This window comes from Cryptosporangium phraense, from assembly GCF_006912135.1.
GTDB classification, from domain to species: domain Bacteria; phylum Actinomycetota; class Actinomycetes; order Mycobacteriales; family Cryptosporangiaceae; genus Cryptosporangium; species Cryptosporangium phraense.
This window is the reverse complement of sequence record NZ_VIRS01000033.1, coordinates 54,588-77,099: the sequence shown is the minus strand read 5'-3', so window position 1 is coordinate 77,099 and position 22,512 is coordinate 54,588. Positions and strand designations below refer to the sequence as shown.

The following is a 22,512-nucleotide window of genomic DNA, read 5'->3' as shown; positions in this document are numbered from 1 at the left end:
GTCCAGCTCCTGTGGTATTTCCGCGGGGCTCGTGCGGCCCGCTGTTGAGGAAGACGGTACGGGTGGCGGAGAAGTCCGTTCTCCCGGAAACGTGCCAACCCCTAAGCCCGGTTCGATGCCCGCTCGACGACCTCCTCGGTGGTCAGCGGGCTCTTGGGGTGATAACTCAGACAAAGCGGCGTCTTCACCTTGACGAAGTGCGACCCCTCGGGCGCCGCGTAGAACTCGCCCGTGCGCATCCGTCCGACGTCCGGGACGGCGCCACCTTTGGCCTTCGCCATCTCCTGCGCGGCGCTGATCTGCACCGGTGAGTTGAGCAGCCCGAAGAACTGGGTGGCCGCATTGCCCGGGATGCGGTTGTGCAGGCCCTTCGGCGCCTGCGTGGCGAACACCAGGCCGAGCCCGTACTTCCGGGCCTGGGACGCCAGCGCCAGCGTGCTCTGGGTGCACGCGGTCATCGCCCCGGACGGTGCGAGCGTCTGCGCCTCGTCCATCACGAACAGGCCGCCGAGTGGGCGGTCACCGGCCGGGTTCTTTTTCACCCACGCGAACAGCGCCATCTGCAGCTGGTTGACGAAGCTCTGCCGCTGCTCGTCCGAGGGGAGGCCGACCAGGCTGATCACCGACACCCGCGCGCGCTTGCCGGGCGCGGGCGTCAACAGAACGCCGGGGTCGACCGGCGTGCCGGTGCCGCCGAACAGCGGGTCGTTGACGACGGCGGCGTTGAGGTCCTGGGCCAGGTCGGCGGCGATCTTCTCGGCGTTCTCGAGACGGCTGGCGTCCTCCGGAAAGGCGGCGAGGACGCCGATGAACTCGCGCAAAGTGGAGAAGCCGCTCCGGGCGAAGTACTGCAGAGCCTCGGTGAGCACCGCGCGTCCCCGCACGGCGCGCGTTGCGTTGCCGTCGACCCGAGCCCGCGGAGCCAGCGTCGCTACCGCAGCGTCGATGGCGGCGTCGAACTCGTCCGGGTCGTCGCGGACGCTCGCGAAATCCGGCAACGGCTGGAAGCTCAGCGCGCGGCCGGCCTGACGACGAGGCGTCCAGACGACGACGTCGGTGTGGGCGAGGTAGTCGGACGCCTTCTCGGCGTCACCATCGCCCCATCCGGAGGGCGCGGTCGGCCAGCCGTCGCCGAGCCGGGCGAGGTCGTTGTTCGGGTCGAGCACGATCGACGAGACGCCCTGGAGGGCGCACTCCTCGACGAGCCGGCGGATCAGGACGGTCTTGCCGGAACCGGAGCCGGCGAAGATCGCGGTGTGCTTCCGCAATGCCTCCAGCTCGACGCTCACCAGGGCGCCGTTGTCGATCGACTTCCCGACGATCAGCGCCGGGGCGCTGCTCAGCTCCGCTCGAGGACTCGGTTCCCGATCGGCCGGCCGCTGCTCGACGTTCGCCGGCTCGACGTTCGCCGGCCCGTCGTGACCCGTCATCTCTTCAAGGCCAACTTGCAAGAATCGGACCGCTGAAGCCGGTTTCCGGAGCTGAAGCCAGGCCTGGAGGTGATTCGGGCCTTCCTCGAGCAGCGTGCGCAGAGCCGACAGGACGCGAATGTCGTTGGCGCTGACGTCGACGGTCCGGCCGCCATACTCCTTGAAGAGTGCCACCGCGGCCTGCGTCTTCGGCCCCTTGGACCAGTCCGAGTTGCGTAGGACCACGAGGTGGCGCCCGCTCCTGTCGTGTTCGAGCCCCGACATCGTGACCGCGTTCTTCAGGCGAGTCAGCGCCGCGTTCGCATTGGTCGAGGAGATGGCGCGGAAGGCGCAATGTGCCTCACGTTCGGTCGCGTCGTCCAGCGTCTTGCGTAAGCGGGCATGCAGCGCCGGCCGTGCGCCAGGCGGTGGGTCGAACGAATAGAGCTTCTCGGTGTTTCCGCCTTGCAAGATCCAGGCTTGTAGACCCGCGTTGATCAGCGGTGGCATTGCGGCGTCTTCGGTCGGCGGCTCAAGCGCTGCGCCGGCGTCCGCCGAGCGCTGGAGGGCGACGAACCGCTGATCGAGTTCATCCGCCCGGGACTGGGTGATTTCGTCGGCGGTCGTGCGGTCGTCCACCGTTTCGTCCAACCAGTCCAGCTCGATGACGGTCCCTCGCGTGAGGCACGAGCGGATGTGCTCGTCGACGACCTTCAAGAGTTCGCGGGCCGTGTAATCGTTCGCATCGTCGAAGGCAGCGGTCGCTACCGGCCAGGTCGGATGCGGAGGGACGAACCCCGCCTCCTTGAACCCGTCCGCCAGCCGCCGGGCCACCAACGCTCGGCCGAGCTCGCTGGAGGGGATTTTCTGCAGGTCCGGAGCGCGGCGGAACCGATCCTGCGCGGTATCGACGGCTTCGCTCTCGATGAGGGCCCAGGACGTGTGTAGGCAGGAAAGAACGGTCAGCGTGCGTTGCGTGCGCTCGCGGAGCGTCATCAACCCCTCGGCGAACTGATCGAGCCCGACACGACCCCGAGCATGGCCTTCGGTGTGGGCGGCGTCGCTGATGTGCAGAAGCGGCGCGAGCAATTGATCGATTTGATCGATCGCGATGACGGTGGGACCGGTCAGCGCGAGCAGCCGGGACAGATCGCTGACGACTTCCTTCGGTGTTCGGATGCCGCGACGGATTCCCCAGGTCCGGCGTTCACCGTCCTCTTCCTCCTCGTGCGACTGCAGAACGCTCTGACCGATGTCGTAGACACTCAGATCGCCGGATGCGTAGAGCACGAGAGCCCTGATCGTGCTCTGGCATTCGCGTGCCACCTGGTCGTCGACGCGCTGGACGGCCCGGAGGAACGCGTCCAACGCATCCCGGGTGAGCACGGCGTCGCCGAGCACGGGTGCGACATGTTCGGACTCCAGGCCGCCGGCCAGTGACAATCGCCGGAGCAGGGTTCGGACCTGCGGCTCGCGCCTCCGGACTTTCCGCGCCAGGCCGTTCAACATCGACGACACCATGCTCGGCCAGAACTGCGCCGGATCCAGCAGATCCAGCAGGAAGAAGTATCCGCCGTCGAGTTGGACGCGATCTCGTAGCCAACCCATCAGGTGGGTCTTTCCGGTTCCCCGCTGACCACGAATCACTACGCCGAGAGGGTTGGCCCCATGGCTCTCTCGGGCCTCGGTCAGACCGTCGAGGACCGCACGAACCGCCGGGTCGTGCAGTCCGTCGACGTGAAACGGATTGGCGTCCCAGACGTCGTCCGGAGTGGGTGCCAGGCTCAGCCGGACCGAAGCGAGGGCTTCCAGCTCCGTTGGCATGCTCATCCCACCTCGATCACGATCAAATGCTTGTTCTGCCGTCCGAGGCGGAGGGATGCGGCCTTGTCCGCCTCGCTGAGGCCCTTCCGATTGGATTCCGGAATCAGATTGATCTGCTGGGCTTTGCTCAGCCGACGTAGCTCGTCGTCGAGTGTCTTCCGCGGCAGATCCGCCAGTTGGGCGCGCAGTCGGCTGAGCAAGACCGGGCTGCCAGGCGCGGTAGCGAGTTCCCGATAGGCGGATCGCACTCGGGTCTCGACGCTCGTCTTGCCGTTCGCAGGCGCGTCGGCCCCCTTGGTCGGCGTCTCGGCGACGGGGACAGGCTCGGCGTCGTCATCGGATGCGGCGACGAAGATGTCGAGGAGGCGCAGATCCTGTCGCGCCAGATACCCGTGAAGCTGACCGGCGATGAGCATCGCTGCGGCCTTGCCGGGCAGACTGACCGGCAACTCGCCGGGTAGTTCCTCGGCGGCCCGCCCCCACCCGTCGCTGGTCGCCTCGTGGTAGAGAGCCCGCCGAGGACCCGTCGCCGTACTGATCAGCTTCAGTTGCTGCAGCCGGAGTCGTACCGGCTTTTCGATCGTGAACCGGAAGCGCTCCTTGAGCTGAGGATTGCTGACCGGAGTACCTAGAGCAGTAAGTACCAGCAGCACGGCACGCTCTTGGGGCTTCAAGGCATCTTGTGACATGAGGGGTCCTCTCGCATCAGCGGACGCGTCGGGTGAGCAGGAATCGTTGAATCAGGTGCGCGACGTTGTGGGCGTCGCTGAGGACGTGCTGGTTGGTGAAACGGAGCACCGCGTACCCAGCCGTCTGGAGTCGGACGTCCCGCGCGCGGTCGGCCTCGAAGTTGCGGTGACGCCGGTGCTCCTGTCCGTCGATCTCGACGACCGTGTGCTCGGCGGACCACAGCAGGTCGACGCGCATCGGCGCGGTCAGCGGGTCGAGCGAGAGGGTGGCATTCCAGCTCCGCTCGCCGGCCCAGGGACAGCCGGCCAAGACTCTCTCGAGACGCATCTCGACGGTGCTCTGCGGATGCGGGCGCCCCGTCAATGGTGGGATCTCCAGCGGGGGAGCGACGGCCCCGCCGGGCGGCTCGAATCCTCCGATCGCGGCGCCCGACAACGAGGGCACGGTTCGGGACTGGATCCAGTCGACGGTCGTCAGTGGTGGGCCGACGAGCCAGACCCCGCCGAGTTCGCCGTGGTGGACGAGCCACTCGAGGGCGGACACGAGCGCGGTTTCGTGCCCGGCGGTGAGGCCGTGGGGAAGCTCGACGAGGAGAACGACGTCGGCGCGGTCGTAAGCGGCCTCCAACACCCGTACCAGTCCTGCGGCGCGGGACTCCGGAGGGAAGGACACTGTCGATGGTCGGCCGGTCAGGGCCCGCACGGCCAGATCAGCGAGGAAGGAACGGTAGTGCAGGGTGCGGCCCGCGAGGCGGGACGCCAGAGTTCGGACCGCCGGGATGTTCGCGCCCTGGGCTCCATCGATCCCTCGAGCCTCCGGCAACCAGTCGGGAAAAAGCGCGACCGCGGAATCCTCGAGAAGGCCGAGAATCGCGGAGACGAGTGCGGCCTGCGAGGCGCCGGCGTCCGGCCGGTAGGTGACGACGACCGGAGCGTCGGGCGGAAGCGGGTCCAGCGACGCCGCGAGCCTGGACGGATCGACGCCCGCGAGATGCACTACCCGGCCTCGAGGTAACGACGCCCACCATGAATCCACTCCTGCCCCCGATGCCCCGACTGCCGCCCACCCCTGAGCGTGTCCGGTCGGTGACTACCGCCGGATGCATTGATCACAATGCCAAACACCTGGCGGGGGATGCTGACCAGGTGGGGGGCGGCGATCAGCCGGATGGTCGAGTCAGGACAGAAAACCGCCCCGCTCGGAGGGGATGAGCGGGGCGGCGTGCAGGGAGGTCAGGCCTTGGCTTTGGCCTTGCGCTTCGCCTTCTTGGCGTCGTGCTTCACGGCCTTGCCGGTTCCCTTCACCTCGCTCTTCGCGGTTTTCGCGGTCTTCTTCACGTCGCGCTTGACGGCAGAGCCGGTCGCCATCGTGATCTCCTCTCGTCGAAAACCTTGACCCCGATCGGCTACCCCGCCACCGGCTCCCCGGAAACACTCAGGCCGAAAAACGATCCCTCACCTGCGGCTCCGCCTTCGCGACAACACAATGGACTCTCCACACCCGAGAGCGGTTGCGCCCAGCGGACGGATCCGCGCGCTGAGCGGTCCGTCGGAATCGGTTCAGGACGCGCCCGTGTAACCCTTCGGCAACACTCTCTTGACCATGGTTGTGTTACCGCTAACATCCCAGCCAGCGTGGTGATCTGAGCCACAGCGTTCATCGGCCCGCGTCTGGAGGTGTGGTTCATGGCCGAACCGGCTGAACGGCGCGTAGTCATGGCCGACGTCGCTCGATTGGCGGGTGTATCCCACATGACCGTTTCGCGGGTACTCAACGACAGCACGGCGGTCAGCCCCACGACCCGGGCCCGGGTCCAGGCGGCGATGACCACTCTCGGCTACCGTCCCAACACCGCGGCCCGGGCCCTGGCGACCGGCCGTACCCGGCAACTCGGGGTCGTGAGCGTCAACACGACGCTGTACGGGCCGGCCTCGATGCTGGTCGCGATCGAGCGGGCGGCCCGGGACGCCGGGTACGCGGTGAGCATCGCCAGCCTCCGCGAGCCCGACCGGCGGAGTCTCGGCGAAGCGTTCGACCACCTCAACGCGCAGTCGGTCGAGGGCATCGTCGCGATCACGCCCCGGGCGGCGGTGGCTGCGGCGATCAAGCACGCGCCGCGTAGCGTCCCGCTGGTGGCCGTCGAAGGCGGCGAGGGGCCGATGCCGACGGTCGCGGTCGACCAGTACCTCGGCGCGGTACGCGCCACGCGTCACCTGCTCTCCCTGGGCCACCGCCGGATCGCGCACATCGCCGGGCCGGACGACTGGCACGAGGCCGAGGAGCGGGAGCGGGGCTGGCGGGACACGCTGAAGCAGGCCGGCGAGACCCCGACGACGGTCTTCCGGGGCGACTGGAGCCCGCGCGCCGGGTACGAGGCCGGTCTCCAGCTGGCGGCCGCGAACGAGCACACGGCCGTGTTCGTGGCCAACGACCAGATGGCGATCGGGGTCTTACGCGCGTTCTCCGAGGCCGGGATCGACGTGCCGGGCGAGATGAGCGTGGTCGGGTTCGACGACATCCCGGAGGCGGCCTACTTCGCGCCGCCGCTGACCACGCTGCGTCAGGACTTCGGGGAGGTCGGCCGGCGGAGCCTTGCACTGCTGGTCGAGCAGGTGGAGGGCGGGCCGCCGTCGGACGAACGGATCGTGATCCCGCCCGATCTGGTACTGCGGGACAGCACCGGACAGGTGCAGAGAGCATCGGTCCGGAGCATCTAGAACCCGCGAAAGGGAGGTGACCATGACCGAATCAATTGATGTTAGCGGTAACACCTACGTGGTCGGAGTGGACTACGGGACGCTGTCCGGCCGCGCGCTGGTGGTTCGCGTGTCGGACGGTGCCGAGGTCGGTACCGCGGTGCACCCGTACCGCCACGCGGTCATCGAGCGGTCGCTGCCCGGGGACGACAAGCCCTTACCGCCGGACTGGGCGCTCCAGCACCCGTCGGACTGGGTCGAGGTCCTGCAGACGGCGGTTCCCGCCGCCATCGCCGACGCCGGGATCGACCCGGCCTCCGTCGTCGGGATCGCGACCGACTTCACCGCCTGCACCGTCCTGCCGACGACGGCCGACGGAACGCCGCTCAGCGAGATCCATCCGGACCGCCCGCACGCCTGGCCCAAGCTCTGGAAGCACCACGCCGCCCAGCCCCAGGCCGACCGCATCAACGCGCTGGCCCACGAGCGCGGCGAGGGCTGGATCCACCGCTACGGCGGCAAGATCTCGTCCGAGTGGGAGTTCGCCAAGGGCCTCCAGGTCCTCGAGGAGGACCCCGAGATCTACGCGGCGACCGCGCGCTGGATCGAGGCCGCCGACTGGATCATCTGGCAGCTCACCGGCGTCGAGACGCGCAATCAATGCACGGCCGGCTACAAGGGCATCTACCAAGACGGCCACTGGCCGTCGCGCGAGTACCTGGCCGCCTTGAACGAGGACTTCGCCGACTTCGTCGCGAAGATCGAGCACCCGCTCTCCCCGCTCGGCGGCCGGGCCGGGGGCCTGACGGCGCAGGCGGCCGGCTGGACCGGCTTACCCGAGGGCATCGCGGTCGCGGTCGGCAACGTCGACGCCCACGTCACCGCGCCCGCGGCCAAGTCGATCGCCCCCGGTCAGATGGTCGCGATCATGGGCACCTCCACGTGCCACGTGATGAACGGCGCCAGGCTGGCCGAGGTGCCCGGCATGTGCGGGGTCGTCGACGGAGGCATCGTCGCCGGGCTGTACGGGTACGAGGCCGGCCAGTCCGGGGTCGGCGACATCTTCGCCTGGTACGTGGACTCGCTCTCCGACGAGCTGACCCACGAGCACCTGTCCGAGCTCGCCGCCCAGCAACCGGTCGGCGGCCACGGGCTGATCGCGCTGGACTGGCACAACGGCAACCGGAGCGTGCTGGTCGACCACGAGCTCTCCGGCGTCCTGATCGGCACCACGCTCGCGACCCGGCCCGAGGACATCTACCGGGCGCTGGTCGAGGCCACCGCGTTCGGCACCAAGGTGATCATCGACGCGTTCGAGGAGTCCGGCATCCCGGTCGACGAGTTCGTCGTCGCCGGTGGGCTGCTGAAGAACCGGTTCCTGATGCAGGTCTACGCCGACGTCACGAACCGGCCGATCTCTGTGATCGGCTCGGAGCAGGGTCCGGCGCTCGGCTCGGCGATCCACGCGGCGGTGGCCGCGGGGGCCTACCCCGACGTCCCGGCGGCAGCGGACGCGATGGGCCGGGTCGAGCGGGCCGTCTACACGCCCGACCCGCAGCGGGCCAAGGCGTACGAAGCGCTCTACGCCGAGTACCGCACCCTGCACGACTACTTCGGCCGGGGCGAGAACGACGTCCTGCACCGGCTGCGCCGGATCCGTAACGAGGCCCACCGATGAGGGAACTGCTCGTCGACCTGCACCGGGAGCTGATCCGCTGGGGTCTGGTCGTCTGGACCGCCGGGAACGTCTCCCAGCGGATCCCCGGCGAGGACCTGTTCCTGATCAAGCCCTCCGGCGTCTTCTACGACGCGCTCACCCCGGAGTCGATGGTCGTCTGCGACTTCGAGGGGCGCCTCGTCGAGGGGGAGCTGTCCCCGTCCAGTGACACCGCCGCGCACGCCTACGTCTACAAGCACATGGCGGACGTCGGGGGAGTGGTCCACACCCACTCGACGTACGCGACGGCGTGGGCGGCGCGGGGCGAACCGATCCCGTGCGTGCTCACGATGATGGCCGACGAGTTCGGCGGCGACATCCCGGTCGGGCCGTTCGCGCTGATCGGGGACGACTCGATCGGCCGGGGAATCGTCGAGACGCTCACGAACCACCGGTCGCCGGCCGTGCTGATGCGCAACCACGGCCCGTTCACGATCGGCAAGGACGCGAAGGCCGCGGTGAAGGCGGCGGTGATGCTCGAGGACGTCGCCCGCACCGTCCACATCGCGCAACAAGGCGGACCGGTCGAACCGGTCGACAAGGCAGCGATCGACCGGCTCTACGACCGCTACCAGAACGTGTACGGCCAGAAGTGAAAACCCCCAATTAAGGATGGAACGCATGCGTGCGAAGAAGGTGCTCGGCGGCGTCGTCGCCGTAGGGCTCTCGCTGGCCCTGACCGCCTGCGGCGGTGGCCGTGGGTCGGACGACAACAAGGCCAGTTCCGGCGACAACAAGGGCGCGCTGATCGGCGTCGCCATGCCGACCAAGGTCTCCGAGCGGTGGATCGCCGACGGTGACGCGGTCAAGGCCGACCTCGAGAAGGCCGGTTACAAGGTCGACCTGGAGTACGCGAACAACCAGATCCCGCAGCAGGTCCAGCAGGTCGGCAACATGATCACCAAGGGCGCGAAGGTCCTGATCATCGCGTCGATCGACGGTGGCTCGCTCTCCGACCAGCTGGACGAGGCGGCCAAGCAGGGCATCAAGGTCATCTCCTACGACCGCCTGCTGACCGGCAACAAGAACGTCGACTACTACGTCTCGTTCGACAACGAGAAGGTCGGCGTGGAGCAGGGCACCAGCCTGCTGCAGGGCCTCGGCGTCGTCGACAAGGACGGCAAGGACCTGGGCAAGAAGGGCCCGTTCAACATCGAGCTCTTCGCCGGTAGCAACGACGACAGCAACTCGGCGTTCTTCTTCAAGGGCGCGATGTCGGTGCTGCAGCCCTACATCGACAAGAAGGTGCTGGTCGTCAAGAGCGGCCAGACGCAGTTCAACCAGGTCACGACCCTGCGTTGGGACCCGGCCACGGCCAAGGCCCGCATGCAGAACCTGATCGCGAAGTCGTACTCCGGTGGCGCGATCGTCAACGGCGTGCTCTCGCCCTACGACGGTCTCTCGCTGGGCATCGTGTCGGCGCTCACCGGTGCCGGCTACGGCAACGGCGCGAAGAAGCTCCCGGTCATCACCGGTCAGGACGCCGAGGTGCCGAGCCTGAAGTCGATCCTCGCGGGTCAGCAGTACTCGACGATCTTCAAGGACACCCGGAAGCTCGGGCACCAGGCCGCGACGATGACCAACGACCTGCTCACCGGCAAGAAGCCGGAGGTCAACGACACGAAGACCTACGACAACAAGGTCAAGGTCGTGCCGAGCTACCTGTTCCCGCCGGTCGTCATCACCAAGGAGAACGTCCAGACGGACGTGATCGCGACCGGGTACCACACCCAGGCAGAACTGGACAAGTAGGCCGTGAGCCGGTGGGTGGCCCGCCACCCACCGGCCCCTGCCAGGGGAGTATGAGATGCAAGACCCGATCCTCGTGATGCGGGACATCACCAAGACATTTCCGGGCGTCAACGCCCTGCAGGACGTATCGATCGAGGTGGAGCGGGGCACCGTCCACGCGATCTGCGGTGAGAACGGGGCCGGCAAGTCCACCTTGATGAAGGTGCTCTCCGGCGTCTATCCGCACGGCACGTTCGACGGCGAGATCGAGTTCGACGGTCAGCCGGTGCGGTTCGGGTCGATCAACGACTCCGAGGCGGCCGGCGTCGTGATCATCCACCAGGAGCTGGCGCTGAGCCCGTTCCTGTCGATCGCCGAGAACATCTACCTGGGCAACGAGCAGGCCAAGCGCGGCTGGATCGACTGGAACAAGACGAACCTCGAGGCCGCGAAACTGCTCAAGCGGGTCGGGCTGCGCGACAACCCGATCACGAAGATCGTCGACATCGGCGTCGGCAAGCAGCAACTCGTCGAGATCGCCAAGGCGCTCTCCAAGCGGGTCAAGCTGCTGATCCTCGACGAGCCCACCGCGGCGCTGAACGACGACGACTCCGCGCACCTGCTCGGGTTGATCGGCCAGCTCCGCGAGCAGGGCATCACCTGCATCCTGATCAGCCACAAGCTCAACGAGATCGAGGCGATCGCCGACCGGGTGACGATCATCCGCGACGGCAAGATGATCGAGACCCTCGAACTGCAGAGCGGCGACGTCTCCGAAGAGCGGATCATCCGTGGGATGGTCGGTCGCTCGCTGGAGAGCCGGTTCCCCGACCACGAGTCGCACGTCGGCGAGGAACTGCTGCGGATCGAGGACTGGACCGTCCACCACCCGATCGACCGGACCCGGAAGGTGGTCGACGGGGCTTCGCTGAACGTGCGGGCCGGCGAGATCGTCGGGATCGCCGGGCTGATGGGCGCCGGACGCACCGAGCTCGCGATGAGCGTGTTCGGGCACAGCTACGGCACCGGCATCACCGGACGCGTCTACAAGCAGGGCGTCGAGGTGAAGACGAACACGGTGCCGCGCGCGATCAAGGCCGGCATCGCCTACGTCACCGAGGACCGGAAGCGGTACGGCCTCAACCTGATCGACGACATCAAGCGGAACATCTCCGGGTCCGCGCTGGGCAAGCTCGCGCACTTCGGGTTCGTCAGCGACCCCGAGGAGACGACGGTCGCGAACCGGTTCCGGCAGAGCATGAACATCAAGGCGCCGAACGTCACGACGAAGGCCGGTCAGCTCTCCGGCGGCAACCAGCAGAAAGTCGTGCTGTCGAAGTGGATGTTCGCCGACCCCGACGTGCTCATCCTCGACGAACCCACCCGGGGCATCGACGTCGGCGCGAAGTACGAGATCTACACGGTCATCAACCGGCTGGCCGACGAGGGCAAGGGCATCATCGTCATCTCGTCCGAGCTGCCGGAGCTCCTCGGCATCTGTGACCGCATCTACACGCTCTCCGAGGGCCACATCACCGCCGACGTGCCCCGCAGCGAAGCCACCGCCGAGCACCTCATGCAGTACATGACCAAATACAGGGAGGTTGACGCATGAGTGCCCCCACGGGACTCGACAAACCGCCGGCGGACACCGCCCCGGCGAAGCGCCCGGCCGGCGGGGTGCTGAGTTACCTGACCGGCCAGCTCAGCCAGATCGGGCTGTTCATCGCGCTGATCGTCATCGTCGTGTTCTTCCAGATCACGACCGACGGCATCACGCTGAAGCCGATCAACATCTCGAACCTGATCATCCAGAACAGCTACATCCTGATCCTCGCGGTCGGCATGGTCATGGTGATCATCGCCGGGCACATCGACCTGTCGGTGGGGTCGGTGGTCGCGTTCATCGGCGCGCTGGCCGGCGTGATGATCACGAAGTGGGACCTGCCGTGGCCGGTCGCCGTGGTGCTCTGTCTGGTGGCGGGTGCGCTGGTCGGGGCCTGGCAGGGCTACTGGATCGCGTACTTCGGGATACCCGCGTTCATCGTGACGCTCGGCGGGATGCTCGCGTTCCGCGGCGCGGCCCAGATCGTGCTCGACAACAAGCAGATCGCCCCGTTCCCGCAGGGCTTCCGGGACCTCGGCTCGGGCTTCCTGCCGACGTTCGGGTCGAGCGGGTACGAGCCGCTGACGATGATCCTCGGCGTGCTGGCCGCGCTGGCGCTGGTGGGCTCCGCGTTCCGGCAGCGGCGCGAGCGGCGCAAGTACGACCTGGAGGACGAGCCGATCTGGTGGTTCGTCGCCAAGCAGGCGTTCGCGGTTGCGCTGATCCTGCTGGTGACCGTGCAGCTGGCCAGCTACGACGGCACGCCGATCGTGCTGGTGATCCTCGGGGTGCTGGTCGTCGGGTACACGGCGGTGATGAGCCGGGCGGTGTTCGGGCGGCACGTGTACGCGATCGGCGGCAACCTGTCGGCGGCCCAGCTGTCCGGCGTCAAGGCCAAGTCGGTGACGTTCTGGCTGTTCGTGAACATGGGCGTGATCTCGGCGCTGGCCGGTCTCGTCTACACCGCGGGGCTGAACCTGGCCAACCCGAGCGCGGGTAACGGGTTCGAGCTGGACGCGATCTCGGCGGTGTTCATCGGTGGCGCGGCGGTGACCGGCGGTATCGGCACGATCCCGGGCGCGATCATCGGTGGTCTGATCATCGGGATCCTGAACAACGGCATGTCGATCCTGGGCGTCGGTACCGAGTGGCAGCAGCTCATCAAGGGTCTGGTGCTGCTCGCGGCGGTCGCGTTCGACTTCTACAACAAGCGGCGACGGGCGTCTGTTTAATCCGGTTTCGACCCGGATATCCAGTGTTCGTGAACGGACCAGAGCATTACTTGCACGCGCAGAAGTACGCGACCGAGTCGGCTACCGACAAGGAGCCGGAGTGGATGACGGCGCACGCGGCCCTCGCGCAGGTGCACGCGACGCTGGCGCTCACCGCGGCGATCGCGGAGTTCGGGGACACCAAGTCGGGTGTCGGGCGGGTGGCGAGTGACTGGACCGGCTGGCGCAACGCCGGCGCGGTCCTCTCGCCCACCGCCAACCCGAGCCCGCTGGAATAGGTCTGACAAGTCCGGGTCGACCCGTTCGGCCCGGACGCCCCGCCGACGGATACCGCCCGACCGGCGGTAACGGTCGGCCGCGCGGTGACGGGCGCCGCTGGACGGCGGACGGTCCCCGGCCGGTCGGCACGCGGGTTTCGGCCGCGTGGCGCCCCCGAGTGCACGCTCGGTGGTACGAACTGCGCGTGGTGGATTCGTAACATCGCGCGGTGACTCATTCACCGCAGGTTCCCAGCCGTCGCACAGGTTTGCGTCCGGGGCACTGGATCGCGTTGCTTCTCGGCGGGGTGCTCGTGTTGTTCTGCGGTGGCGTGTGTGGCGCCGTCGCGGTGTTCGGGGACTCGCCCGACCCGTCGCCGACCGCGTCGGTGGTCGCGGCTACCGAGCCCGCGTCGCCGAGTGTGACGCCCTCGGCGTCGGAGACCGAGTCGCCGAGTGCCACGCAGACGGCGGCTCCGCTGGTGGGTGACGCGGTACCTGGCGCGGCGACGGGTTCCGAAACGACCGGCTCGAACGCCGCCGGATCGGTGCCCGACCCGGTGGCGACGACCCGCGCGGCGGCGCCCCGGGTCACGACCGCGGCCCCGCGGCCGGCGACGCCGAAAACGACCGCGCCGAAGCCCGCGCCTCCGAAGAAGTCGGAGGCGCCCGCCGGCGTCTACTACGCCAACTGCGATGCGGTCCGCGCCGCCGGGGCGGCTCCCATCCATCGCGGCGAACCCGGCTACCGAGCCGGCCTCGACCGCGACGACGACGGCATCGGCTGCGAGTGACGACTTATCGGGCTCATCCGGGCCGAAATAACCCCGATTAGTCGTCAGAACCGGCCGAGCACCCGGTCCACGGTGATCTCCAGAACGACGCGCAGCGGGTTCTCGCGGGGCTGGCGGTAGCGCGCCGCGTACCGCTCCTCGGCCTCGCGGACCCGCTCCGGGTCGGACACCACCGACGCCACACCCTCGAGCGTGATCCACCGGCCGCCCTCGACCTGGCACAGCGCGACCCGCTTGGTCTCGGCCGCGTTGCGCGCCTTCCGCGACGGACCGGAACAGATCACCCGCGCGAGGCCCGCATCGGAATCCCACGTGAACCCCACCGGCGTGACGTGCGGCGTCCCGTCCGGGCGCAGCGTCGTCAGCGTGGCCAGGTGGCGGGCGGTCACGAACTCCAGGGCAGCGGCATCGAGTTGCACGCACCCGACCCTACGGCGTCCGGAACGCGTCCAGGATCTCGTCGGCGGCCAGGGCGGGCGTCAGCGTCCCGTCCGCCACCTGCTGCTCGACCTTCGGCGCCAGCTCGGCCACCCGCGGGTCGTCCCGCAGCGAGGACAGCAGGCGGTCCTGCACCATCGTCCAGACCCACCGCACCTGCTGCTCGCGCCTGCGCGCCTCCAGGGCACCCGAGGCGGCCCGCCGGTCCTGGTGCTGGACGATCTGGTCCCAGATCTCGGTCAGCCCGGTGCCGTCGGCGGCACTGCAGGTCAGGACCGGGACGGTGTGCTCGCTGTGGATCAGCCGCAGCGCTCCGGCGAGCTCGCGCGCGGCCCGCTGAGCGTCGCGCACGTGCGGCCCGTCGGCCTTGTTCACCGCGATGACGTCGGCCAGCTCGAGGACGCCCTTCTTGATGCCCTGCAGCTGATCACCGGTGCGGGCCAGCGTCAGCAGCAGGAACGAGTCGACCATCTCGGCCACCGTGGTCTCGGACTGCCCGACGCCGACGGTCTCCACCAGCACGACGTCGTACCCGGCCGCCTCGACGACCACCATCGCCTCGCGCGTGGCCTTGGCGACACCACCGAGCGTGCCCGCGCTCGGCGAGGGCCGGATGAAGGCGGACGGGTCCACGGCCAGCCGGGCCATCCGGGTCTTGTCGCCGAGGATCGAGCCCCCGGTCCGGGTCGACGACGGGTCGACGGCCAGCACGGCCACCCGATGACCGGCCGACGTCAGCGACACGCCCAGCGCGTCGATGAACGTCGACTTGCCGACGCCGGGGACGCCGGTGATGCCGACCCGCCGCACCCGGGCCGGCGCCGCGCCGGTGAGCCGGACCAGCAGGTCCTGGGCGGCGACGCGGTGGTCGGCCCGGCGGGACTCCACCAGCGTGATCGCCCGCGCGATCCACGCCCGGTCTCCGGCGAGCACGCCGGCCGCGTAGGCATCGACATCCGGGGCCGGAGGTCGGCTCATTCCGCGTTCCGCCGAGATTCGACCGGCCGGGCGGTGGTTCGCCGGGCGGCGTAGCAAAAAGTCACGACGGGTCAGGGTGACCGAGACGGGTGCGTAGCTCGGCCAGGAGGCCGAGGGCCGCGTCGGCGATCACCGTGCCGGGGAGGAAGACCGCGGACGCGCCGAGGTCGGCGAGCGGCGACACGTCGGCCGGGGGGATGACGCCGCCGACGACGATCATGATGTCGTCGCGGCCGAGCGCGGCCAGTTCCGCGCGCAGCGCGGGCACCAGGGTCAGGTGGCCGGCGGCCAGCGTGCTCACCCCGACGATGTGCACGTCGGCCTCCACGGCCTGGCGGGCCACCTCGGCCGGGGTCTGGAACAGCGGGCCGACGTCGACGTCGAAGCCGAGGTCGGCGAACGCCGACGAGATCACCTTCTGACCCCGGTCGTGCCCGTCCTGGCCCATCTTGGCGACGAGGATCCGCGGCTGGCGTCCCTCGGCGGCCTCGAAGTCGGCGGTCGCGGAGCGAGCCGCGGCGACGTTCCCGGCCCCACCCGCCTCATCCCGGTACACGCCGGAAATCGTACGGATCTGGCCGGCGTGACGCCCGTAGACCTTCTCCAGCGCGTCCGAGATCTCGCCGACCGTGGCCTTGGCCCGAGCCGCGTCGACGGCCAGGGCCAGCAGGTTCCCGTCGCCGGCGTCGGCCGCTTTGGTGAGCGCGGTCAGCGCGTCCTCGACCGCGCGCGGGTCGCGCTCGGCCCGGAGCTTCTCCAGCTTCAGGAGCTGCTCGCGGCGCACCGACGCGTTGTCGACCCGCAGCACCTCGATCGGCTCGTCGGCGTCCGGCCGGTACCGGTTGACGCCGATGACCGGCTGGCGGCCGGAGTCGATCCGGGCCTGCGTGCGGGCCGCGGCCTCCTCGATCCGCAGCTTCGGGATCCCGTCGTTGATCGCCTGGGCCATGCCCCCGGCCGCCTCGACCTCCTGGATGTGCCCCCAGGCCCGCTGAGCCAGGTCGTGGGTCAGCCGCTCGACGTAGGACGAGCCGCCCCAGGGATCGATCACCCGGGTCGTGCCGGACTCGTGCTGGAGCAGCAGCTGGGTGTTCCGGGCGATCCGGGCCGAGAAGTCGGTCGGCAGCGCCAGCGCCTCGTCGAGCGCGTTCGTGTGCAGCGACTGCGTGTGGCCCTGGGTCGACGCCATCGCCTCGACGCAGGTGCGCACCACGTTGTTGAACACGTCCTGGGCGGTGAGCGACCAGCCGGAGGTCTGGGAGTGAGTCCGGAGCGACTGCGACTTGGGGTTCGTCGCGCCGGCCTCCTTCGTCAGGCGCGCCCAGAGCAGGCGTGCGGCCCGCAACTTCGCGACCTCCATGAAGAAGTTCATGCCGATCGCCCAGAAGAAGCTCAGCCGGGGCGCGAACTTGTCGATCTCCAGGCCCGCGGCGGCGCCCGCGCGGAGGTACTCGACGCCGTCGGCCAGCGTGTAGGCCAGCTCCAGGTCGGCCGTCGCTCCGGCCTCCTGGATGTGGTAGCCGGAGATCGAGATCGAGTTGAAGCGGGGCATCCGCTGCGAGGTGAACGCGAAGATGTCGGAGATGATCCGCATCGACGGCTGCGGCGGATAGATGTACGTGTTGCGGACCATGAACTCTTTGAGGATGTCGTTCTGGATGGTCCCGGCCAGCTGTTCGGGAGCGACGCCCTGCTCCTCGGCCGCGACGATGTACAGCGCGAGCACCGGCAGTACCGCGCCGTTCATCGTCATCGACACCGACATCTGGTCGAGCGGGATCCCGTCGAACAGCTGGCGCATGTCGTAGATCGAGTCGATCGCCACCCCGGCCATGCCCACGTCACCGGCGACCCGCGGGTGGTCGGAGTCGTAGCCGCGGTGCGTGGCCAGGTCGAACGCGACCGAGAGGCCCTTCTGCCCGGCGGCCAGGTTGCGGCGGTAGAACGCGTTGGACTCGGCCGCCGTCGAGAAGCCCGCGTACTGCCGGATCGTCCAGGGCTGGGTGACGTACATCGTCGGGTAGGGGCCGCGGAGGTACGGCGCGATGCCCGGGTAGGTGTCGAGGAAGTCCAGGCCGGCCGTGTCGGCCGCGGTGTAGAGCGGCTCGACCGGGATGCCTTCCGGCGTGTCCCAGGTCGGAGGGTTCCCGGCCGCGGCGGCCCACTGCTCTGCGGTCGCGCCTCGCGGCGCGCCGAGCTCGAGGTTCGAGAAGTCCGGGATCGTCATCGCGCCACTCCCAGGTCGTCGAGCGTCGTCGTCAGCACCCCGACCGCGTCGCACCCGCTGAAAACGTAATTCTCGACGTTCGGCAGCGTGCCGTTCCTGCCCGCGAGCCAGATCCGGGTGGCTCCGGCGTCCTGGAGCGCGGCGGCCGCGGTCTCGCCGTCGGTGGCGTAGATCTTGTCGGTCGAGCAGAGCACCGCGACCGTGGCGCCGCTGGCCCGGAACGCTCCGGCCAGTTCAGCCGGGCCCAGGTCAGGGCCGGCCGGGATCGTCTCGATGCCGCCGGCCTGGAACAGGTTCGCAGCGAACGTCGCCCGGGCGGTGTACGCGGCCAACGGACCGAGCGTGGCCAGGAAGACGGCCGGGCGTTGCGGGGCGGCGTCGGCGGCGTCCCGCAGGGCCTCGAAGTCCTGGGCGTAGCGGACGCGGGGGAGCCCGCCGCTGCGCGGCGCCGGGGACGGCGTCCGGATCGGCAGTTTCTCGGTGAGGTTCGGGAACTCGCTGACGCCGGTGAGCGGGTCCCGGCGGTGCGCCAGGTTGGCCTTCCGCTGCTCCCAGACCGTCGCGAGGTCGCGTTCGACCTGGCCGGAGGCCAGGGCCGCGGCGATGCCGCCGGCCCGCTCGACGCCGGTGAAGACCTCCCAGGCCGCGTGGGCCAGCTCGTCGGTGAGGCTCTCGACGTACCAGGAGCCGCCGGCCGGGTCGAGGACGCGGCCGAGCGAGGACTCCTCGAGCAGCAGTGACTGGGTGTTGCGGGCGATCCGGCGGGAGAACGCGTCGGGGAGGCCGAGGACCGCGTCGAACGGGGCGACGGTGACCGCGTCGGCGCCGCCGATGCCCGCGCCGAAGCAGGCCAGCGTGGTGCGGAGCAGGTTCACCCAGGGGTCGCGGCCGGTCATCATCGCGCTGCTGGTGACCGCGTGCTGGTGCTGCGGCGAGTCCGGGGCCCCGCTGACCTCGGCCACCCGGGCCCAGAGGCGGCGAGCGGCCCGGAACTTGGCGATCGTGAGGAACTGGTCGGCGGTGGCCGCGTAGCGGAACTCGAGCTCGTCCAGCGCGGCCCCAACCGGGAGGCCGGCGTCGGTGAGCGCGCGGAGGTAGGCGACGCCGGTGGCGATCGAGAGGCCGAGCTCCTGGGCGTCCGAGCCGCCGGTCTCGTGGTAGACCGTCGCGTCGACGAGCCCGGCCCGGATTCCGGTGCCGGAGGTGCGCCGGGCGAGGTCGGTGAGCACGGTCAGGTCGGCCGGGACTCCGGTGCGGGCGCTCAGGCCGATCGGATCGGCACCCAGGTTGCTGCCGACGGCGCCGCCGTCGGGCGCGGAGGCGGCCAGGCCGAAGAACGCCTCGGCGGCCTCCCGCGTCCGGGGGCCGGCGTCGATCGAGATCGGGGCCAGGTCCAGGTAGACGTCGGTGAGCACCTCGGGCAGCGCGGCGACCGGGAGGCCGGCGTCGCCGAGGACCAGCCAGAGGGACGTGACCCCGTTCTCCAGGTCGGCGGCGATCGCCGCCTTCGTCGCCGTGACGTCGGGGTCGGCGTGCCGCTGACGGACGTCCCACCCGCCGGGGCGCTCGCCACCCTCGGCGGTCGTGTCACGCAGACGGTTGCCGCGGACGAACGGCGGGAAGCCCGGCGCGCCGGGTTCCGGGCTCCCGCCCGCGGTGTAGAGCGGCGAGATCCGGATCCCGTCGTAGGTCACCGTGCTGAGCAGGTCGTCGACCGCCTCGGCCGGGGTCTCGTCGGTGGCGCGACGGGATTTCTGCAGCACAGCGAGTGCGAGCTCCCGCCAGCGGGCCCGATCGGCCGGCTCGAAGCCGGCGGCCAGGGACAGTTTCTCGGACGGCACCGTCATGTCCGGATGGTAGGGCCGGATGCGCTCGACCCCCGCGGAAGTGTGGCCCGGGTAACCGCTGGATCGGTTCTGTCCGGGCGCTACTCGGCGTCTGACCGGAGCCGCTCGGCCGTGCGCCGGACCGTCCAGGCCCCGGGCCGGCCGGACAGGTCGGTCCGGGTCAGCGGAGCGACGTCGAGGCGCCAGAACGCCGACGGCGGGGCGTTCAGCGCCACCACCAACACGGCCTTCACGATCGACGCGTGGGTCACCGCGACCGTCCGGACCGGGCCGGTACCGACCTCGTCGAGCCACTTCGTCGCCCGGTACAGCAGGTCGCGCACGGACTCGCCGCCGTGCGGGGCGGCGTCCGGGTCGGTGAGCCAGGCCTCCAAACCGGACGGATCGGCGGCGGCCAGTTCGTCGAGCGTCCGCCCGCGCCAGTGCCCGAAGTCGCACTCGTCGAGGCCGTCGTCGATCGTGACGCCGGTGCCGCCCAACGCGGCGACGGTCTGCCGGCAGCGCAGGGCCGGGCCGCACCGCCAGGCCGCCGAGCGGAACCCGGCCAGCCGCCCCGCCGCGTCCCGGGCCGCCCGCACTCCGGCCGGGAGGAGCGGTTCGTCCTGGGGAAACGCGGTGGTGGCGAGCGCGTCGGTCGCCGGGTGCGTCAGTAACGTCAGCCGGACGCCGTCCGGGCGGCTCTCAGCGGTCACACCCGCTCCTCGCGTTCGGTAGGCACGTCTGCTTTGATTCGGCGGAACTGTAGCCGTGTCGGAGGAGCATCAGATGGCCGACCGGAACGGTCCTCCGCCGGGCTGGCCGCCCGCCGACGATCCGTACGCCTACGGTGCGCCCCCGCCGCAGTACGCGGAAGGTACGTACGACCAGCTCAACTTCCGCAACCCGGGCCACCCACCCGACCACCCGGACCACTCCTCCGGCCGAGCCGCCGTACCGATCCCCCCGCAGCCGGCCCAGCCCCGCCAGGACGCACGCCACCACGAACAGCACCAGCACGTCGGGGCCGGGCTGGCCGAGGGCGAGTACGTGCACAGCCACGTCCACTCGGCCACCAACCCGGTCTCCGAGCGCACCCGCAAAGCCGTGATCGCGATCCTCGTCCCGGCCGTCCTGGCCACGATCGTCGGCCTGATCCTGCTCTGGCCGGGCCAGATCCACTACAGCAGCGCGAACCAGCAGAGCGCCCAGCAGCAGCGCGCCGAGGGCACGGTCACCCAGGTCGTCGAACAGTCGTGCCCGCAGACCTCCGAGGCCGACGCCGGCTCGATCACCGGCCCGTGCGGCACCGCCACGGTCAAGGTCACCGACGGCACCGGCCAGGGCGACACGGTCTCGATGGAACTCCCGCAGGGACCGGGCTCGCCGAGCGTCCACGTCGACGACAAGGTCGTGCTGCTGGTGATCGCCGGCACCGGCGACAACGCGTCCCGCTACACGATCGTCGACAAGCAGCGGGCCGGTTCGCTCTGGCTGCTGGTGGCGCTCTCGGCGGCCGTCGTCATCGCGTTCGGACGGATCCGCGGCCTGGCCGCGATCGGCGGGCTGATCGTCAGCTTCGCGGTCCTGCTGCTCTTCGTCATCCCCGGCATCCTCGGTGGCTCGCCGCCGTTGCTGGTCGCGGTCGTCGGCTCGGCCGCGATCATGTTCGCCGTGCTGTACCTGACGCACGGCGTCTCGGTCCGGACGTCGGTCGCGATCCTGGGGACGCTGGCCAGCCTGGTGCTGACCGGCCTGCTCGGGGCCGGGTTCACCGCGCTGACCGAGCTGACCGGCCTGGGCGACGAGTCGAGCGTCTACCTCTCGACCGTCGAGGGCGGCGTCGACATGCGTGGCCTGTTGCTGGCCGGCATCATCATCGGCTCGCTGGGCGTCCTCGACGACGTGACCGTGACGCAGGCCGAGGTGGTGGCCGAGCTGGCCCGGACGCCCCGCAGCCGCTTCGACCTGTACCGGGCGGCGATCCGGGTCGGGCGGGCGCACGTCGGGTCGGCGGTGAACACGATCGTGCTGGCGTACGCCGGGGCCTCGCTGCCGCTGCTCCTGCTGATCTCGGTGAGCGGCCAGAGCCTCGGCTCGCTGGTGACCGGCCAGTCGATCGCCAGCGAGATCGTCCGCTCGCTGGTCGGCACGATCGGCCTGGTGGCCTCCGTCCCGATCACGACCGCGCTCGCCGCCCTGGTCGCCGAGCCCCCGCTCGAGGACGAGTAGCCGTCAGCCCGACGCGGCCGCCGCCTGCTGTGACTGGACGGCCTTGCGCAGTGCCCGCACGGTCGGCCCGACCTGCTCCGAGAGCGCGTCGATCCGCCGCTTGTACTGCCGCCGATCGCCGCGCGAGACGACGTTGCCCAGCAGCCCGGCCGCGGCCAGCGCCACCACCGCCGCGTCCCGCCGGTCGACGCGTTCGACCGGCTCGCCGCCCCGTAACGTCCGGCGGGCGTTCTCGGCCAGCTTGCTGCGCAGCCTGGTGTCGCGCAGCTCGATGCTCCAGACCGGGAACAGGCCCAGCACCTTGCGTCGCTCGGCCCGGATGACGTGCGAGGCCGCCAGCTGCTCCCGCACCGCGGCGATCGTCGCCGACGTGCGCCGGTCGACCCAGCTCTGCCACTTGCGCGGCCGGGTGCCCGCGGCGACGTCGGCCAGCACCGGCGAGAGCACCGGGTCGCTGGTGGCCCCGCCGGCCACCACCCGGCCGTCGGCGTCGGTCAGTTGCCCGTCGAACACCAACTCGGTCAGTGCGGCCGACCGCAGCAGGACGCCGAGGTGGGTGCGGTTGGTCAGCCGACGCTTCTTCGGGTCGTAGGCGAGCAGGAACAGCCTCGCCGGAAGGGAGAGCTCCATCGTTCATTCCTCCTGTTCGGAGCCGGTCTCGTCGCTCTTGCGGGGCCGGCCGGGGCCGCGCATGCGGCCCGCCTCGCGGGGCAGCCGGCCGGCCTCGCCCAGCGCGCGGCGCAGGACGAACTCGATCTGCGCGTTCGTGCTGCGCAGTTCGTCGGACGCCCACCGCGCCAGCGCGTCGTGCACGGCCGGGTCGAGCCGCAACAAGAGCTTCTTGCGCTCGCTGGCCAT

At 70.0% G+C, this 22,512-nt stretch carries 20 protein-coding genes; 9 read left to right on the top strand and 11 right to left on the bottom strand.

The window, feature by feature from the left end; all coding sequences use genetic code 11:
• Window positions 1–101: 101 nt before the first annotated feature.
• The 4 genes from FL583_RS32845 to FL583_RS42605 form a co-directional block, all read right to left on the bottom strand.
• On the bottom strand, window positions 102–3,233 hold the full coding sequence (locus FL583_RS32845) for an ATP-binding protein (RefSeq protein WP_205752681.1): 3,132 nt from the start codon (window positions 3,231–3,233) through the stop codon (window positions 102–104).
• Between the two features lie 2 nt (window positions 3,234–3,235).
• A complete protein-coding gene (locus FL583_RS32840) occupies window positions 3,236–3,922 on the bottom strand; it encodes a hypothetical protein (RefSeq protein ID WP_142708768.1) in 687 nt (228 codons plus the stop codon).
• A gap of 16 nt (window positions 3,923–3,938) precedes the next feature.
• A complete protein-coding gene (locus FL583_RS32835; protein WP_142708767.1) occupies window positions 3,939–4,919 on the bottom strand; it encodes a DUF559 domain-containing protein in 981 nt (326 codons plus the stop codon).
• Window positions 4,920–5,155: 236 nt separating this feature from the next.
• A complete protein-coding gene (locus FL583_RS42605; RefSeq protein ID WP_276611656.1) occupies window positions 5,156–5,290 on the bottom strand; it encodes a hypothetical protein in 135 nt (44 codons plus the stop codon).
• Between the two features lie 384 nt (window positions 5,291–5,674).
• On the opposite strand from FL583_RS42605, the gene FL583_RS32830 reads away from it, so the two are divergent.
• The 8 genes from FL583_RS32830 to FL583_RS42030 all read left to right on the top strand — a co-directional run bounded on the left by FL583_RS32830 (window position 5,675) and on the right by FL583_RS42030 (window position 13,956).
• Window positions 5,675–6,640 (top strand): LacI family DNA-binding transcriptional regulator, encoded by a 966-nt coding sequence (locus tag FL583_RS32830; protein ID WP_240746887.1) that lies wholly within the window; start codon window positions 5,675–5,677, stop codon window positions 6,638–6,640.
• 22 nt (window positions 6,641–6,662) lie between these two features.
• Window positions 6,663–8,297: a ribulokinase gene (gene araB, locus FL583_RS32825; RefSeq protein ID WP_142708765.1), complete on the top strand. Its 1,635-nt coding sequence runs from the start codon at window positions 6,663–6,665 to the stop codon at window positions 8,295–8,297.
• Window positions 8,294–8,932, top strand: coding sequence for an L-ribulose-5-phosphate 4-epimerase (locus tag FL583_RS32820; protein ID WP_142708764.1), 639 nt, complete (start codon window positions 8,294–8,296; stop codon window positions 8,930–8,932). The genes araB and FL583_RS32820 overlap by 4 nt, the downstream gene beginning before the upstream one ends.
• 25 nt (window positions 8,933–8,957) lie before the next feature.
• Complete coding sequence (gene chvE, locus FL583_RS32815) at window positions 8,958–10,088, top strand: multiple monosaccharide ABC transporter substrate-binding protein (RefSeq protein WP_142708763.1); 1,131 nt, start codon at window positions 8,958–8,960, stop codon at window positions 10,086–10,088.
• A gap of 55 nt (window positions 10,089–10,143) precedes the next feature.
• On the top strand, window positions 10,144–11,682 hold the full coding sequence (gene mmsA / locus FL583_RS32810) for a multiple monosaccharide ABC transporter ATP-binding protein (protein WP_142708762.1): 1,539 nt from the start codon (window positions 10,144–10,146) through the stop codon (window positions 11,680–11,682).
• Window positions 11,679–12,905, top strand: coding sequence for a multiple monosaccharide ABC transporter permease (gene mmsB / locus FL583_RS32805; protein WP_142708761.1), 1,227 nt, complete (start codon window positions 11,679–11,681; stop codon window positions 12,903–12,905). The genes mmsA and mmsB overlap by 4 nt, the downstream gene beginning before the upstream one ends.
• Before the next feature lie 29 nt (window positions 12,906–12,934).
• Complete coding sequence (locus tag FL583_RS32800) at window positions 12,935–13,183, top strand: hypothetical protein (RefSeq protein ID WP_073250026.1); 249 nt, start codon at window positions 12,935–12,937, stop codon at window positions 13,181–13,183.
• A 209-nt stretch (window positions 13,184–13,392) separates the two neighbouring features.
• Entirely contained in the window at window positions 13,393–13,956 is a 564-nt protein-coding gene (locus FL583_RS42030) for an excalibur calcium-binding domain-containing protein (RefSeq protein ID WP_142708760.1), read from the top strand.
• A gap of 44 nt (window positions 13,957–14,000) precedes the next feature.
• On the opposite strand, the gene FL583_RS32790 is transcribed toward FL583_RS42030, so the two are convergent.
• From FL583_RS32790 to FL583_RS32770, 5 genes are all read right to left on the bottom strand, one after another.
• The gene (locus FL583_RS32790; protein WP_142708759.1) at window positions 14,001–14,375 is read right to left on the bottom strand and encodes a pyridoxamine 5'-phosphate oxidase family protein; all 375 of its coding nucleotides are present in this window, start codon (window positions 14,373–14,375) and stop codon (window positions 14,001–14,003) included.
• 10 nt (window positions 14,376–14,385) lie between these two features.
• Window positions 14,386–15,372 (bottom strand): methylmalonyl Co-A mutase-associated GTPase MeaB, encoded by a 987-nt coding sequence (gene meaB / locus FL583_RS32785; RefSeq protein WP_142708758.1) that lies wholly within the window; start codon window positions 15,370–15,372, stop codon window positions 14,386–14,388.
• A 61-nt stretch (window positions 15,373–15,433) separates the two neighbouring features.
• Complete coding sequence (scpA, locus tag FL583_RS32780) at window positions 15,434–17,599, bottom strand: methylmalonyl-CoA mutase (RefSeq protein WP_142708757.1); 2,166 nt, start codon at window positions 17,597–17,599, stop codon at window positions 15,434–15,436.
• Window positions 17,596–19,446, bottom strand: a complete 1,851-nt coding sequence (locus FL583_RS32775; RefSeq protein WP_142708756.1) for a methylmalonyl-CoA mutase subunit beta — start codon at window positions 19,444–19,446, stop codon at window positions 17,596–17,598. Before FL583_RS32775 ends, scpA begins: the two co-directional genes overlap by 4 nt.
• 80 nt (window positions 19,447–19,526) lie before the next feature.
• A complete protein-coding gene (locus FL583_RS32770; protein ID WP_142708755.1) occupies window positions 19,527–20,138 on the bottom strand; it encodes a histidine phosphatase family protein in 612 nt (203 codons plus the stop codon).
• Between the two features lie 73 nt (window positions 20,139–20,211).
• Here FL583_RS32770 and FL583_RS32765 point away from each other — a divergent pair, with 73 nt between their 5' ends.
• On the top strand, window positions 20,212–21,654 hold the full coding sequence (locus tag FL583_RS32765; RefSeq protein WP_142708754.1) for a YibE/F family protein: 1,443 nt from the start codon (window positions 20,212–20,214) through the stop codon (window positions 21,652–21,654).
• Between the two features lie 3 nt (window positions 21,655–21,657).
• Here the strand turns inward: FL583_RS32765 and FL583_RS32760 are convergent, their stop codons facing one another.
• On the bottom strand, window positions 21,658–22,284 hold the full coding sequence (locus tag FL583_RS32760; RefSeq protein ID WP_142708753.1) for a GOLPH3/VPS74 family protein: 627 nt from the start codon (window positions 22,282–22,284) through the stop codon (window positions 21,658–21,660).
• Window positions 22,285–22,287: 3 nt separating this feature from the next.
• Entirely contained in the window at window positions 22,288–22,512 is a 225-nt protein-coding gene (locus tag FL583_RS32755; RefSeq protein ID WP_142708752.1) for a type II toxin-antitoxin system antitoxin, read from the bottom strand.

What these genes read in the sequence shown, in the direction of transcription:
- FL583_RS32845 (WP_205752681.1), bottom strand. Translation starts at nt 3,233, where the DNA reads ATGCCAACGGAGCTGGAAGCCCTCGCTTCGGTCCGGCTGAGCCTGGCA.
- FL583_RS32840 (WP_142708768.1), bottom strand. Translation starts at nt 3,922, where the DNA reads ATGTCACAAGATGCCTTGAAGCCCCAAGAGCGTGCCGTGCTGCTGGTA.
- FL583_RS42605 (WP_276611656.1), bottom strand. Translation starts at nt 5,290, where the DNA reads ATGGCGACCGGCTCTGCCGTCAAGCGCGACGTGAAGAAGACCGCGAAA.
- FL583_RS32830 (WP_240746887.1), top strand. Translation starts at nt 5,675, where the DNA reads ATGACCGTTTCGCGGGTACTCAACGACAGCACGGCGGTCAGCCCCACG.
- araB (WP_142708765.1), top strand. Translation starts at nt 6,663, where the DNA reads ATGACCGAATCAATTGATGTTAGCGGTAACACCTACGTGGTCGGAGTG.
- FL583_RS32820 (WP_142708764.1), top strand. Translation starts at nt 8,294, where the DNA reads ATGAGGGAACTGCTCGTCGACCTGCACCGGGAGCTGATCCGCTGGGGT.
- chvE (WP_142708763.1), top strand. Translation starts at nt 8,958, where the DNA reads ATGCGTGCGAAGAAGGTGCTCGGCGGCGTCGTCGCCGTAGGGCTCTCG.
- mmsA (WP_142708762.1), top strand. Translation starts at nt 10,144, where the DNA reads ATGCAAGACCCGATCCTCGTGATGCGGGACATCACCAAGACATTTCCG.
- mmsB (WP_142708761.1), top strand. Translation starts at nt 11,679, where the DNA reads ATGAGTGCCCCCACGGGACTCGACAAACCGCCGGCGGACACCGCCCCG.
- meaB (WP_142708758.1), bottom strand. Translation starts at nt 15,372, where the DNA reads ATGAGCCGACCTCCGGCCCCGGATGTCGATGCCTACGCGGCCGGCGTG.
- scpA (WP_142708757.1), bottom strand. Translation starts at nt 17,599, where the DNA reads ATGACGATCCCGGACTTCTCGAACCTCGAGCTCGGCGCGCCGCGAGGC.
- FL583_RS32775 (WP_142708756.1), bottom strand. Translation starts at nt 19,446, where the DNA reads ATGACGGTGCCGTCCGAGAAACTGTCCCTGGCCGCCGGCTTCGAGCCG.
- FL583_RS32765 (WP_142708754.1), top strand. Translation starts at nt 20,212, where the DNA reads ATGGCCGACCGGAACGGTCCTCCGCCGGGCTGGCCGCCCGCCGACGAT.
- FL583_RS32760 (WP_142708753.1), bottom strand. Translation starts at nt 22,284, where the DNA reads ATGGAGCTCTCCCTTCCGGCGAGGCTGTTCCTGCTCGCCTACGACCCG.
- FL583_RS32755 (WP_142708752.1), bottom strand. Translation starts at nt 22,512, where the DNA reads ATGGCCAGCGAGCGCAAGAAGCTCTTGTTGCGGCTCGACCCGGCCGTG.